Source organism: Bradyrhizobium sp. USDA 4504 (genome assembly GCF_054063995.1).
In genome coordinates this window covers 6,343,967-6,357,520 of the sequence record NZ_JBSSGV010000001.1, presented here as the reverse complement: position 1 = coordinate 6,357,520, position 13,554 = coordinate 6,343,967, and the positions used below count along the sequence as shown (strand labels likewise).

Here is a 13,554-nt window from a genome sequence, read left to right as displayed (position 1 = left end):
CTGGCTCGCCTTGGGGACGTCCTGTTCTCGGCCGACTTCGCAGAGCGAGCCTCGGCTCTCAGAAGCTCCTGAAAGTGTGTCCGTGCGTCCAAATCAATAGGACAGGCCGTTTCAATGTGCGCATGCAAGTTGCATCTACGCCCTATGATTTGACGTGCCCGTCACGTCGTGGAGAAGGCCCGTCAGTATCGACAGCCGCACCTTGATAGAGAACGCACCCGATGGAGCTTCATCAAGTTCGCTATTTCCTCGCCGTCGCATCGACGCTCAACTTCACCCGCGCGGCCGAGCAGTGCAATGTCACGCAGCCCGCCCTGACCAAAGGGGTGCAGAAGCTCGAGCAGGAACTCGGCGGCCAGTTGATTTACCGCGAGCGTCAGCTGACGCAGCTCACCGATCTTGGAAAGGAAGTCCTTCCGATGCTGGAGCGGACGCTGGCCTCGGCAGAGGCCGTGCGTCGCCGAGCCCAGGAGTTCCAGCGCAAGGACGTCGCGCCACTGAAGATCGGCCTCGCCCCGTCTATTTCGGCCTCGCTTGTCGTCGACCCGATCGCGGAGATTGCGAAGTTCGTTCCCGGCCTCCACGTCGAGCTGCGCGAGGTCGCGACTGACAAGCTCGTCGACCTCTTGCTCGAGGGGGAGATCAGCGCGGCAATGGTCGGGGACGTGCAGGACGTGCCCGATCGTATCGACGGTTGGTTACTGTTCGAGGAGCGCTACGTCGCGGTCCTTGCGCCGACACATCGACTGGCAAACCGTCCCTCGATCGGCATCGACGACCTCCGTGAGACCATCTTGCTGGAACGCGCTGACTGTGACGTAGCCGTGAAGATCCGGCAGTCGTATTTCCCTGAGGAACCGCCCCAACTTGGCCATTGCAGCGGTCACGACCTGCACCTTCAGCACATGGCCGCCGCCGGCTTTGGCGTGATCCTCGCGCCCGAGCACATGCCTCGCCTTCCAGCGCTCAAGACCATTCCGCTCGAAGGCTCGCCGGTTTCGCGGGAGGTGCGGCTACTGGCCGTGCAGGGGCGCCGCTACTCGCCGGCGCTTGACGCTTTCGTCAAGGTCGCGCGCCTTCGCGACTGGTCATTCAAAACCTCCAACCGGGCCGGACCGCACGCAACGGTTTCGGATGTGACGAGAGCGCCCGCATGACCCACACATGCACCCAGCCGACAAACCACCTCCAGCCCGTCGATCCTCAGCTTGACAACTCCCTGCCGATGCTAAGCCAAACCGACAAGACACTCGCCCGGATCCGCACCGAGTTGCTGACGACGTTCAGCGCCGCGGATTGGGAGTCATACAACCACCTCGTGGGCTGGCTCCGCGATACAGACGTGGCATCGCACGCGTTGAAGGTCGGAGACGACGCGCCGGATTTCCTTTTGCCGGACGCTGATGGCCGTCTTCACTCTTCTGAAGAGCTGCGCCGAAACGGACCCCTCGTCTTGAGCTTCTTCCGGGGCGGCTGGGTGTCCGTTCTGCACCGCTGAGCTCTGTGCCCTCCAGGCCGCGAAGGATGAGTTCGAGAGCATCGGCGCGACCCTCGCGGTCGTGACGCCCGAGACGAGGGACTTTCCACGGCAACTCAAGCGAAGCCTGGGCTTGGACCTGAAAGTACTCTCCGACGTCGACCACGGCGTTGCCATGGCGTATGGCGTCCTGTTCCGGGTGCCCGACGAGACCAAGGCACACTACTCCGGCTTAGGGTTCGACTTCGGCGCACGGCACGGGTCATCAACATGGATGTTGCCGATTCCCGCGACCTACGTGATCGACGCGGAAGGCCGAATCCGCAGCGCATTCGTCGAGCCTGACTTCACAATACGGGAAGATCCGGCGCAAATCCTGGCTTCGCTGCGCCGGGCCGCTTCGACATCCAGGTGAAGGGGGCCGAAGGTGGACAGTGACATCCGGGACAATCCGGCAATGAGCCGGTTTGAAATGCCCCTCGGCGGCGGCTTGCTCGCAGTCGCCTACTACAAGATCGAAGACGGACGCGTCGTCCTGCTTCACACGGAGGTGCCGCAAGAGCTATCCGGCCAGGGGTACGGGTCGAGGCTGGCGCATGGCGTGTTCGAAGCCTTGCGAAGCCGCGGGAAAAGAGTGATCGCAAAGTGCCCCTTCATGTCGTTCTACGCGTCCCGGCATTCCGAGTATGGCGCACTCCTCGACGGTTGATCGTGGACGGATGGGACGCCACCGCGCAGCGTTCTTGGACGACAATACCTTACGCCTATCGAATACATGTCCAAAGGGAATTTCTAATTTCGTCGGCTGCGTCCGATCTTTGAAGCTGGCTAGCCAAGCGCATGCGGTCGGCTCCGCGGCGATTGAACCAGTGATTGAAACCGCGCCAAGTCAGCCAGCCGCGCGGACAGCAAAGGAGACCCTCAATGAAATTCTCGAGGACTGTCGGATTGGCTGTCGCCGTCTCGCTGGTCGCCGGCACCGTGACGGCGCTCGCGCAGATCAGCGGAGCTAGGCCGGCCGGCCCGGCCGCGGACGTGGTGGATGCCGCAGGGCACCTGCGCGTGCCGGCGGACTACCGAACCCTCTACCAAGCGCTCGGCAGCTGGGCAATTGCCGCCGACAGCGGCCAGGGCTCGAAAGAAGTTCACGCCGTCTATGCATCCCCGGGTGCGATCGACGCCTATCGGAAGACGGGCCACTTCCCGGATGGTGCCGTTCTGGTGAAAGAGGTATTCGCGACTTCAACGAACGAGATGACCACGGGCACGGTGAGCCACGCCGACAAGCTCCAGGGCTGGTTCGTGATGGTCAGGGACGGCAAGGGAACGCATCCGGGCAACCCATTGTGGGGCGACGGGTGGGGGTGGTCGTGGTTCGACGCCGATAAGCCGCTCAAGACCACCTCGACGGACTACCATTCCGATTGTCAGGGGTGCCACGTGCCGGCCCAGGCCACGGACTGGATTTACGTGAATGGATATCCCGTCCTGCGTCACTAGGCGAGGCGACCTTATGCGTAGACCTCTTCCCGCCGCGGTTTCGCTGAATCCAATGACGAATTCCGTGCGCCTGTGCCCCAAGGCGGAAGGTCAAGTACGAATGAGCGAACGGAGTTCGGCGTGTCCTTCTCAGTGTACGACCTCACGGTCCCTGTCATGCTGCACGGACTGAACGTGATGGCCGACTATCTCGACCACGCCCAGGCTCTGGAGCGAGTCGGCGGTCTTGAGCCCGGAAGGATCCTTGGTGAGCGGCTTGCGCCCGACATGCTAACTTTCGGAGAGCAGTTTTTCGTAAATTGCAACAAAGTCCATGCGCACATGGCGAAGCTGATGCAGCGCGACGCGCCAGCACCCCGTACCACCCCCATGATGTATCCGGCATTGAAGGCGCGCCTCCTCGAGACGCGCGACTTCCTGCAAAAAATGCAGCCGGATGAGATTGCCGGCGCGCAGTCTCACACCTACGAGCTGACTCCGCCTATCGTGCGCGGGTGGTTCGGCGGTGACGACTATATCCGTCACCTGGTGCTGCCTGACTTCTTCTTTCACATCTCGATTGCGCACGCGATCCTTCGGTACGCCGGCGCAAAGATCGGGAAGCGCGACTACCTCGGCAATCTCAGTCAGCAGAGCGGCGACTACTCGTGAAGGCAGGGCGCGGCACGACGCCGAAGTCTTCAAAATCGCCATTTGCGGAGTTCGCATCCTGATGGGTGGTGTTGAATGCTGACGGCGTCGAAGCGCCGCTGGGCGATGCTCTGCATCTTGCTTGGACTTGGTCTGAGTTCCCTTGCAAGCGCGACCGTGAATATCGCGTTGCCTGATATCTCGCGTTCTTTCGCAAGTAGTGAAGCGGCGACCGTTTGGGTCGTGAATGCCTACCAGCTTTCGGCAACGGTCTGCCTGTTGCCCGTCGCAAGCCTGCTTGAATCGCTCGGTCTTAAGTCCGTCTACGCCGCCGGCCTCGCCATTTTTGTCCTCGCGTCGTTGGGTTGCGCTTTCGCTCCAACATTGCCGATGCTGGTGAGTGCGCGCTTGATCCAGGGTGTCGGAGCGGCCGCAGTTTCTGTGGCCGGCGTTGCTTTTGTACGCGTGATCTATCCGCATCGCATGGTGAGCAAGGGTTTCGCGTTGGTCGCGCTAGCGGTGGCGGTACCCGGAGCAGTGGGACCGACCATCGCGGCGACGATACTTGCGGTGGCAAAATGGCCTTGGTTGTTTCTGGCGACTATGCCATTCGGCCTCGCGGTACCACTGTTCATCGCTGTTGCACCGCGAGATGTTCGGATTCCTCGCTCTCTCGATCTGATCGGGATCGCTCTCAATGCGTTGGCGTTCGGGTTGTTCGTTGTCGGTGTCGGCACGCTGGGTATTGGCGATGGGCGCATTGCGATGGTAGAGATGCTGGCCGGTCTTTTCTGCTTCGGCCTCTTCGTTCGACAACAGCTCTGGCATCCCCTGCCAATGCTGCCATTCGATCTTTTCCGTATACGTCCGTTTACTTTATCGGTCTGGACATCTGTCTGCTCCTATGCAGCCCAAATTCTGGCTTACGTCTCTTTGCCGTTTCTGTTTGAGGCGGAGCTCCGTCTTTCGGCCGTGGAGACCGGCTTTCTCTTGACGCCCTGGCCGCTCATGACTGCCATTACGGCTCCAATCGCCGGCCGCTTGACAATCCGCTACGACGCCTCGGCGATTTGCAGCATCGGTTTGGGGTTGTTGGCGGCCGGTTTGTTTCTGATGGTCTTCCTGCCGACAGTTCCGGCAAAGTGGGACGTCGTATGGCGGCTGGCGCTTTGCGGTGTCGGCTTTGGCCTTTTCCAGACCCCGAACAACACTGCGATGATGACGGCCGGACCCATAGGACGCAGTGGCGCCGCGAGTGGGATGAATGCCGCGGCTCGCTACGTCGGATGGTCGCTTGGTTCCGCCTTGGTCTCGCTGATCTTCGGCTTGGGCGGACATCACGGCGTGGCCTTTTGCCTGGTGGCCGCAATGGCCTTCGCTCTGATGGGGGGCGCCGCCAGCAGTGCTCGCTGGTTCAGATAACGGTCAAGTGCGAAACGCCGGCTCTTTGTCGACGGCTGCGTGGTAATGTGCGCGCCGTCGCGGTCTGGGCTCCGGTACACACCGCTACGATACCTACGCCTTAGACGCCGGGATCACCGGCGCCGGCGCGCTCTGCTAGCGAAATGCGTGCCCCATCATCAGCCGCTTACCATGGGACCGAACAGGTGTCTCTCTTTATCCTCGTTGCAGCAACAGGGCCGTCAGTTCGTTTGGCATGTCGAGCATCACATCGTGCCCACATGCAAACTCCTCGCGCCACCAGCGGCGTTCCCGCGCGAGGGCGTAAAAACCGTCGAAATATGGGCTGTCATAGCCCCGCGCCCGGATGTATCCGATGTCTGGAATCTCGTCACAAGCGCCGCTGATCTGCGCTGGCACTTCAAACGTGGACAACGGCTGCATCGTGCACTGTCGGTCCACCCAATCGGCGTCTGCGGCGTTCACCGCCAAGAACGACGCCGGGGGTGGCGGGAGCTTCCAGCCATCGCCTTTCGTCGCGGCGAGTCCTCGGAACTTGTTTCCCTTGTCAGGTACGTAATCGAAAAGAGCTTTGCCGTTATCTGGAACAAAGGCATCAAGATAGATCAATGAGCGAATGCGGTCCGACATCTGGTCGGCGACGTGACGCACGACAAATCCACCATAGGAATGTCCGACCAGGACAATGTCGCGCAGTTCTTCCCAAGTCATGAGGTTGGTGACGTCCGCGATGTGGGTGCCGAGGCTGACCTCACGGCTCAAGAGATGCGACCGTTCTCCAAGACCTGTCAGCGTCGGCGTGAACACCCGGTGGCCTTTTGAGGCCAGCAGGCGGCGCACGCGGGTCCAGCACCAACTGCCGTGGAACGCACCGTGGATCAGAACGTAATCTGTCATTCTAAGCTTCTCCCGAACTGTCCATTTTCGCCGCAGCGAGCGTCGGCATTGCTGCAGCCGCAAAGGCGCCGCAGACCGAGGTCGCGGCGGCTACGAAAAGACCGACTTCGTAGCCGGCCTCGAACGACGCGACACCGGCGGCCATTGCCGCGCCGGCAAGTTGCGCAATCCGGCTCGCAGCATTGTTGACGCCGGAGGCGAGCCCTTCGTCCGCCTGATCAACGCTAGACATGACGGACGCGGTAAGCGGCGCCACGAGCACGGCGAAGGACAGGCCAAGCAGCGCCATCGGTATGATCACGGCAAGCATCAAGGCTTCATTCTGGGCAAGCGCCATCCAGACATAGGCCAGTGCAGCGCCTGCCGGTCCCGCAATGAGCATGGGCCGTCCGCCAATCCTGTCCGCCAAACCACCGAAGACATTCGACAACAGCCCGACGCCGAGCGTGAACGGCAGGAATGCAAGCCCGGCAGCGGTCGATGACAGTACGCGGCGGTCGATCAGGTCAAAAGGTAGCAGGAAGAACATGATGGAAATCCCCGCATAGATCATCACGGTCGCGACGTTCAGTCCGAGGAAAGCGCGGTTCTCCACCAGACGGGGCGGCGTCATCGGGTCTGCGCTTCTGCGCTCCCAAATCGCGTAGACAGCGAGCCCGGCAATGCCGAGCCCGGTGGCTACCACGAGCGCCGTGGTCGTCCGACCGGAACCATCGGCGGCGGCCCGAGCTTCACTGGGGCCGATCTGGCTGAGCGCCCAGGCCAGCGCGCCGAGCGCCGAAGCCAGGATCGCAGCGCCGATCACATCGAACTGGCGCGGAATGCGGCTATCTTTTGGCGCGAAGACCAGCAGAATTCCCACCGCTACGATCGCGAGTGGCGAGTTGATCCAGAACACGAATGGCCAGCCAAAGGCCTCGGTGAGCCAGCCGCCCAGGACGGGCCCCGCGGCGGTGGTGAGAGCCGATGCGGCGGCCCATACGCCGATCGCTTGGTTCCGCTCAGCGCGTGGATAGGTGGCCCCGATCAGGGCGAGGCTGGCGGGAGTAACGATCGCCGCGGCCGCTCCCTGAGCAACGCGGGCAGCGATCAACCAGACCGGCGAAGGTGCCAATGCGCAAGCGGCGGACGCCAGACCGAACAGGACGCAACCCAGCGCGAGCATGCGCGCCTTGCCATAGACATCCGCGAGTGCGCCGCCGATCAATGTCAGCGAGGCGAGCGCCAGCATATACCCGTTGAGAACCCATTGAACGGCGGTGATGTCCGCTCCAAAATCAGCGCGTAGTCTCGGTAACGCGACGGGCAGCGCTGTTCCATCGATGAACGCCATCGAAGACGCGAGCACACAGGCCGTGAGGACCATGCGCCGGCACCGAGGCGACGCCTCGCGCCCGAGTTCTCGGGGGCAGGGTTCAGCATCGATAGCGCCGCGGCTGCACGGTTCCACGAGCGGCTGTGCCATACGTCGACCTCCGCGCACGTCTGCCATTGGGGTTCATTTCTTTACCAAAGATTTGAGGTGGCGGACAAAGCCGAGCACATCATCGGGCATCAGACGGCCGATCGCGCGGGTCGAATAGACGGCCGTCACCACCCGGCCTTCTGGATTGAGGATGAAGCCGGTTGCCTGGAGACAGACAGGATCGTCATTGACGAAGGCGCCGGTGACCGCGGAAACGGCTCGCGCGTTGGCGCCGTAAGCGACGGGGAAGCCGAGCTTGTGCTTTTCGACGAGCATTTCCGATTTTTCGCGGTCATCTACCGATACGGAGACGACTTTGATGCCTTCCGCAGCGAACTTGTCGGCCGCTCGCGCGAAAGCAGCAAGCTGGGCGTTGCAGTACGGGCACCAGGAACCGCGGTGAAACAAGACCACACCGAACCAACCGGCCAGATCGGCGGGCAAATGGATTTCGCCGCCGCCGACGCGAGCAAAGGTGAGAGCAGGAAAGACCTCGTTATTCTGCAGCATTACGATTGCACTCCGTGTTGGACATGTCTGGTGTTCGAGGCGCTAAACGATCCTTCATCTCAGCTCACTGAAAATGTCCCACACCGTGACGGTCGAACCCCGGCGAGGGAAATCACGTCTCGCCATAGAATCGATAGACGATTGCTATAGCCGCTGCTGAGTGCAGCGATGCCGTCGCGATCTGCCAAACCCTGCCTTGATTTACGAATGGCGGAGTGGATCATCGTGGCGGCATTCTCCGCCGCTATCGAAACGATGCGTGCTGGCTATTGGAAAACTTCGTCCCGCGCTGCGAACAAATGGCTGCCACAGCTGCCGATGTCATTGAGAATGCCCAGGGAGGGCACCCGGGCGAATTCTGCGGGCACGAGATGTCGAACGGTTTTTCGCCGCTGGGACACATCCAGAAGAGATAAGTACCCAAAGGGACAGTTCACATGAAGGCAATTGTCGTGACGGATCAGGCCGCGGGAACTGCCGGGATGAGGCTCGTAGAGCGGCCCGAGCCACGCGCAGCGGTCAACGACGTCGTAGTTCGGGTTCGTGCGTCGGGATTCACCGCGGGTGAACTGACGTGGCCCTCGACGTGGACCGATCGCCTCGACCGCGATCGAACGCCGTCGATCCCCGGGCAGGAGCTGGCTGGAGTGGTCACTGCTCTCGGTTATGGCACGACGGGCCTGTCGGTGGGGCAGCGCGTGTTCGGACTCTCGGATTCGTATCGGGGCGGAACGCTGGCAGAGTATGTGGCTGTCGAGGCGCGCAACCTCGCGCCTCTGCCGAGCGACGTCGACTTCACGGTAGGCGCGAGCGTGGCGATGCCAGGTCTGACCGCGTGGCAGGGACTGTTCGTGCACGGACGCCTTCAGGCAGGACAGAGTATCCTCGTGCACGGCGCAGCCGGCGCAGTCGGATCGATGGCGACGCAACTCGCGCGGTCGGCCGGCGCCTATGTTATCGGGACCGGGCGTGCCGCCGATCGTCAGAAGGCGCTCGATTTCGGCGCGCAGGAGTTTATCGACCTCGAGAACGACGTCCTCGAAGACGCCGCCAGAGTTGATCTGGTGTTCGATGTCATCGGCGGCGACATAGGGACGCGTTCCGCTAGAGCGATCCGGCCTGGAGGAACACTGGTGACCATCGCCGGGCCGACCGAGGCGCGGCCCGCCGACGGCCTGACCATTGACTTTGTCCTGATGTCCGATCGCGCTCAACTGGGTGAGATCGTCCAGCGAGTGCGGGACGGACGACTGCGGCCGAACATCGGCAAGATCGCGACTCTCGACGAGGCCGTCGCTGCATTCAATCCGACCAAGCGGATGAGCGGAAAGACGATCATCCGCGTTCGTCCGTAGTGATCTGGGAAAAAGGACCCAGGGGGCCTGTCGATCGCTCACGTCAACCTCTGGATCGTGGCGATCTATCGCTTTCTTCATGTGCACGCAGTGGCGCGACCGTGGCCTCGCGCGTCCGGAGTGCAGCGCGGGCTGGAAGTAACGGCGGTTTTGAGGGTCTGCCTGGGATTGGTTCCATGTTGCGAGGAGTAATTCGCGAACGGACACGACGGCTCGGCTTCGGGCTGCTGGCCAGTAGGTTTGCGCGCCGTGAGTCGCGCGACCTCATCAGAGGGATCAGGTAGTGAGCAGCACGTCGTTGACCCTTGCCGACCGTGGCCTGGCACTCTGCGAGCCTAAGGCCGCCGGCACACAGGACAGCACCAAGGTGCTCGCCGCGTCGAGTCTGGGTGGCTGCCTCGTATTCGTCAACAGTGCCGTCGTCACGGTCGCGCTTGCGGCGATCGGCCGAGACATGCGCCTGTCGCCGCTCGAGCTGCAGTGGGTGATGAATGCTGAGCTCCTGCCGCTCGCGGCGCTGACCTTGGTCGCCGGCGCTCTGGGTGACCGGTTCGGACAGAAGCGGATCTTTCTCGGGGGGATCGCGATTTACGGTCTGGGCGTGGCCGCGATTGGTCTTGCGCCGAGCTTCACGCCGCTCGTCGTTGGCCGCTTCCTGCAAGGCGTTGGCGAAGCTGTGATCCTGCCCAATGGCCTTTCCGTGCTCGGGCAGGCCTTTCCTGCCGACGAGAAAGCCAGTGCGGTCGGCATTTGGTCCGCGGCGGCGGCTGTCGCCAGCGGCGTCGCGCCTGCGATCGCCGGCGCGATCCTGGATCACGGGTCCTGGCGGACGACCTTTCTGATGCTGTTGCCCGTCGTCGTCGGTGCGTTGGCCGTCGGCGCCGCGTGGATACCCAAGGACACCCCGACGGGCCAAGCCCGGGTCGACGTCGGAGAAGCGATCCTTTCGTCAATCGGGCTCGGTGGACTTGGTGCGGGGCTGACCAGCCTAACCAACGGTTCCGCTCTGAACATTGGAGTGGTCGTCACTCTGATCATCGGTCTGGGTGGCTTAGCCGGCCTCATCGTCACTCAACGGCGATTGGGTGACAAGGCGCTGCTGCCGCCGTCTCTCTTCGTCTCGCGGTCGGTCGTCGGTGCGAACCTGTTCACAGCGTTCCTCTATGGCGCATTCACTGTCACGCTAACCTTGATCCCGTTTGTGATGATCCGGGGTGCGCATCTACCAACGCTGCTTGCGGGCTTGGCTTTCATTCCTCTGCAAGTGTTGATTACCGTGATCTCGCCGCTTGCCGGCATGCTGTGCCGTCGGTTCGGCCGCCGCTTGCCATTGTTCGCCGGCGGCGCCGTCGCCGCCTTGGGATGCGCGACGGCGCTTCGTATCGGTCCGAACGCGACTTACTGGACGGATATCTTCCCCAGTATCCTGTTGCTGGCGCTGGGCATGAGCTTGGCGATCGCGCCGTTGACAACTCTGGTCCTCACCTCCGTTGAGCCCGATCGCGCCGGAACCGCGTCTGGCGTCAACGGTGCGGTCTCGCGCGCCGGGTCTCTCTTTGCCATTGCCCTACTCGGCGGCGTCCTTCAGCAGGGCGGTCCTCAGCTTTTCCAGGGATTTCACATGGCGATGGCTGTCGCCGCGGTCGCCTGCGCTCTCGCAACGCTCGCAGTGTTCATTATCGAGCCGGGACCCCACGTCGACTTTATCCCGAGAGACTGATCCGTTCGGTCTCTGCAATCAGCAAACCAGCAAGGCCCGAAAGGGAACGCTGAAATACGAAGACCAACTTAAGGGCAGAAGGAGAAAGCTCATGAACATCCGAACCATTATTGCCATCGTCTGCGCTACCTTCTCGATGGGCAGCCCCATCCACGCCCATGATAGCGAGGCGGAAACTGTCACAAAGAAATTCGAGGCGGCCATTCCCAACATCCCTGGCAAGTCACTGGTTGCCGTGGAGGTCGATTACGCGCCGGCGGCGGCCTCTCCATCTCACACGCACGCGAAGTCGGCATTCATCTACGCCTATGTGATCTCAGGAGCGATCGAATCGAAGGTGAATGACGGTGATACGCGCATCTATCGGGCAGGCGAGGGCTGGTCAGAACCGCCGGGCGCCACGCATTCGATTAGCCGCAACGCGAGCAAGACGGAGCCGGCAAAGCTGCTCGCCGTCTTCGTCCTCGACGTCGATGACAAGCAGCTGACGACGACCATCAAATAGCCTGCTCGCTGCGCCAAGCAAGAATCCACAATGATGATATCGACCGCGAGTTTAGCGCGGCGTTCATCCGCCGCGTCACCGAAAGCGGAAAATGTGCTTCACGCCGACAACAGCATCGACCCAGTTGAAAAAGCACTCGCCCGAGACGTCGTGACCGGATTATCCGCTGAAGTGAAGACACTACCGAGCCGCTAGTTATACGACGCGCGCGGATCTGCACTCTTTGAAAAGATACGAGGCTGGATGAGTAGTACCTGGCCCGAGCCGAAATGTCGATCGCTGCGAGCGGCAGAGTGACATTGCCGATTTTGCACAGCCTGGCGCGATTCTCATCCGAGTATAGTGCGGGAGCTGGCATCAAAACGGAGCTTGTGCTGGCCGGACTGCGTGATCCGCGGGGCTACGTGCCGATCGACATCGCCGACGCTTTCCTCGAAGAAACATCGAAGAGGATCGCTTCACGCTTCCCGTCGCTCTGGGTCCGCCCCATCGAGCGCAATTTCCCTCGGAGGAGAGTTTCGCGGGGCTTGCCCGCTCCGGCGGATGGAAGGTTGCCTAAGATTGGCAGGATGCGGACGGGCTATTTGGCCTGTTCGGCTTGATTCGCGAATGAGCAATCACGTTTAGTCGTCGTTCGAGGCCGGCCTCATGGCCATATATTCTGGGCCGCAAGCTCGACCAAGAAACGTTGCCGGAACGCGAAGCACGTTCGAGATAGTTCCGCACGTGCTCGCTGGTATTGTTAAGTGGCTTTTTGGGCTTACGCTCGCGTCAATCAAAGCTCCAAGAAACCCTTGGCAGTGGCCGTTGCGACTGGACCGAGCTCAGATCGCGCCAGCCGGCGCAACAACGGGAAAGTCCTTCTCCGGATCGAAGACGTTATTGAGAAAATTCGTCAGAGAGTACATCGCAACCAGCGCGACGATCTCCATGACGTTCGCATCCGTGTAGCCCGCGTCTCGGACGGCCTTCAGATCGGCGTCGCTGACCTTGCCCCGGGCCACGATGACTTTGCGCGCAAATTGAATGGCGGCATCCCGCTTGGGGTCGCTGGCATGGCCCATCCGGGCGAGAATGATTTCATTCGCCGGCAACTTGGCCATATGCTCTGCCGTGAAGCTGTGAACCGTGAGGCAATAGTCGCAGCCATTCACTTCGGAGACCGCGAGGCCGATGCTGTCACGCGTTTTCACGTCCAGCGCCTTGCTTAACGAGCCGAGCAGGGTTGCCCATGAATTGAACGCGATCGGACTTGCCGCGAAGGTGGACATCATGTTTGGCGTAAACCCGATGTTCTTGGTGAACATATCGAGGGTCTGTTTCGAGTCGGCGGGCACTCGGTCCGGCTTTAAAGCGGCAGTTCTTGGCATGATAGGCTCCGTAAGTTGCTGGGTGCGCAGAAAGTCAAACGAGATCCAACACGTCGGCCACCGGACGGCGCGGCTTTTGCGCCCAGTTCCCCGAACGCAGCGCCCCTACGGACAACAGCATGACCGGTACTTCGTTTTCGGCCAGTCCGAACTCTTGGTGCACCGCGTCGGCATCGAAACCGATCATCGGCGTCGAACCCAACCCTAGCGAGCGGGCCGCATAGATTATCGCCGCCGCGCCGAACGTGCCGGTGCGAACTGCCTCGTCGCGTTGGCGCTGCGGGTACTCCATGTACAGATCGCGTGCGGGGATTTCCCATTCCGGCACCATCTTCGCCGGCATGATGCCGGCTTCCACCAAGGGCGCTAGCCGCTCTGGCACGACACTGGAGTCGGCCAACTGGCCACAGACGATGAATGTGACTGCCGCCTCGGTGATCGCGGGCTGATCCCAGGCAATCGGACGTAACCGTGCCTTGGCTTCAGGCGAGCGGACCGCAATGAAGCGCCAGTTCTGCAAGTGGAAGGACGTCGGCGCGGTGGTGCCGATTCGTACCAGCTCGCGGATCAGATCGTCGCTCAAGATAGCGGCAGGATCGTAGTACTTGGCGGCGCTGCGGCTGAGGATGCATTCGATGACGGCGTTGGTCATGGTTGTCTCGTTAATCATGGCAGGTCCTGGGTGCGAGGGGTGGCTGAGGCA

At 61.8% G+C, this 13,554-nt stretch carries 15 protein-coding genes and 1 pseudogene; 11 read left to right on the top strand and 5 right to left on the bottom strand.

What is annotated here, in order from left to right; translation table 11 throughout:
- Positions 1-221: 221 nt before the first annotated feature.
- The 7 genes and pseudogenes from ACVMB1_RS29945 (at position 222) to ACVMB1_RS29915 (ending at position 5,029) form a co-directional block, all read left to right on the top strand.
- On the top strand, positions 222-1,157 hold the full coding sequence (locus tag ACVMB1_RS29945; protein ID WP_456849558.1) for a LysR family transcriptional regulator: 936 nt from the start codon (positions 222-224) through the stop codon (positions 1,155-1,157).
- The gene (locus ACVMB1_RS29940) at positions 1,154-1,498 is read left to right on the top strand and encodes a hypothetical protein (protein WP_456849555.1); all 345 of its coding nucleotides are present in this window, start codon (positions 1,154-1,156) and stop codon (positions 1,496-1,498) included. Before ACVMB1_RS29945 ends, ACVMB1_RS29940 begins: the two co-directional genes overlap by 4 nt.
- 34 nt (positions 1,499-1,532) lie before the next feature.
- Positions 1,533-1,892 (top strand): annotated as a pseudogene (locus ACVMB1_RS29935) (redoxin domain-containing protein); the annotation flags it as partial.
- A 12-nt stretch (positions 1,893-1,904) separates the two neighbouring features.
- Complete coding sequence (locus ACVMB1_RS29930; protein ID WP_456849553.1) at positions 1,905-2,186, top strand: GNAT family N-acetyltransferase; 282 nt, start codon at positions 1,905-1,907, stop codon at positions 2,184-2,186.
- A gap of 239 nt (positions 2,187-2,425) precedes the next feature.
- Positions 2,426-2,977, top strand: a complete 552-nt coding sequence (locus ACVMB1_RS29925) for a cytochrome P460 family protein (protein WP_456849551.1) — start codon at positions 2,426-2,428, stop codon at positions 2,975-2,977.
- 72 nt (positions 2,978-3,049) lie between these two features.
- On the top strand, positions 3,050-3,628 hold the full coding sequence (locus tag ACVMB1_RS29920) for a DUF1993 domain-containing protein (RefSeq protein WP_456849549.1): 579 nt from the start codon (positions 3,050-3,052) through the stop codon (positions 3,626-3,628).
- Between the two features lie 75 nt (positions 3,629-3,703).
- Complete coding sequence (locus ACVMB1_RS29915) at positions 3,704-5,029, top strand: MFS transporter (RefSeq protein WP_456849547.1); 1,326 nt, start codon at positions 3,704-3,706, stop codon at positions 5,027-5,029.
- Between the two features lie 195 nt (positions 5,030-5,224).
- On the opposite strand, the gene ACVMB1_RS29910 is transcribed toward ACVMB1_RS29915, so the two are convergent.
- The 3 genes from ACVMB1_RS29910 to ACVMB1_RS29900 all read right to left on the bottom strand — a co-directional run bounded on the left by ACVMB1_RS29910 (position 5,225) and on the right by ACVMB1_RS29900 (position 7,901).
- Positions 5,225-5,926, bottom strand: a complete 702-nt coding sequence (locus tag ACVMB1_RS29910) for an alpha/beta fold hydrolase (protein ID WP_456849545.1) — start codon at positions 5,924-5,926, stop codon at positions 5,225-5,227.
- Position 5,927: 1 nt separating this feature from the next.
- Positions 5,928-7,292 (bottom strand): MFS transporter, encoded by a 1,365-nt coding sequence (locus ACVMB1_RS29905; protein ID WP_456849543.1) that lies wholly within the window; start codon positions 7,290-7,292, stop codon positions 5,928-5,930.
- 132 nt (positions 7,293-7,424) lie between these two features.
- On the bottom strand, positions 7,425-7,901 hold the full coding sequence (locus ACVMB1_RS29900; RefSeq protein ID WP_456849541.1) for a redoxin domain-containing protein: 477 nt from the start codon (positions 7,899-7,901) through the stop codon (positions 7,425-7,427).
- A gap of 437 nt (positions 7,902-8,338) precedes the next feature.
- Between ACVMB1_RS29900 and ACVMB1_RS29895 the strand changes: the two genes are divergently transcribed.
- From ACVMB1_RS29895 to ACVMB1_RS29880, 4 genes are all read left to right on the top strand, one after another.
- Positions 8,339-9,256 (top strand): NADP-dependent oxidoreductase, encoded by a 918-nt coding sequence (locus ACVMB1_RS29895; RefSeq protein ID WP_456849539.1) that lies wholly within the window; start codon positions 8,339-8,341, stop codon positions 9,254-9,256.
- A gap of 283 nt (positions 9,257-9,539) precedes the next feature.
- Entirely contained in the window at positions 9,540-10,976 is a 1,437-nt protein-coding gene (locus tag ACVMB1_RS29890; protein WP_456849537.1) for an MFS transporter, read from the top strand.
- 91 nt (positions 10,977-11,067) lie between these two features.
- Positions 11,068-11,481: a cupin domain-containing protein gene (locus ACVMB1_RS29885; protein WP_456849534.1), complete on the top strand. Its 414-nt coding sequence runs from the start codon at positions 11,068-11,070 to the stop codon at positions 11,479-11,481.
- A gap of 269 nt (positions 11,482-11,750) precedes the next feature.
- Positions 11,751-12,083 (top strand): L-histidine N(alpha)-methyltransferase, encoded by a 333-nt coding sequence (locus ACVMB1_RS29880; RefSeq protein WP_456849532.1) that lies wholly within the window; start codon positions 11,751-11,753, stop codon positions 12,081-12,083.
- 222 nt (positions 12,084-12,305) lie between these two features.
- On the opposite strand, the gene ACVMB1_RS29875 is transcribed toward ACVMB1_RS29880, so the two are convergent.
- Together ACVMB1_RS29875 and ACVMB1_RS29870 are read right to left on the bottom strand one after the other, a co-directional pair.
- Positions 12,306-12,851, bottom strand: coding sequence for a carboxymuconolactone decarboxylase family protein (locus ACVMB1_RS29875; protein WP_456849530.1), 546 nt, complete (start codon positions 12,849-12,851; stop codon positions 12,306-12,308).
- A 34-nt stretch (positions 12,852-12,885) separates the two neighbouring features.
- Positions 12,886-13,521: a nitroreductase family protein gene (locus ACVMB1_RS29870; RefSeq protein ID WP_057016328.1), complete on the bottom strand. Its 636-nt coding sequence runs from the start codon at positions 13,519-13,521 to the stop codon at positions 12,886-12,888.
- Positions 13,522-13,554 lie beyond the last annotated feature (33 nt).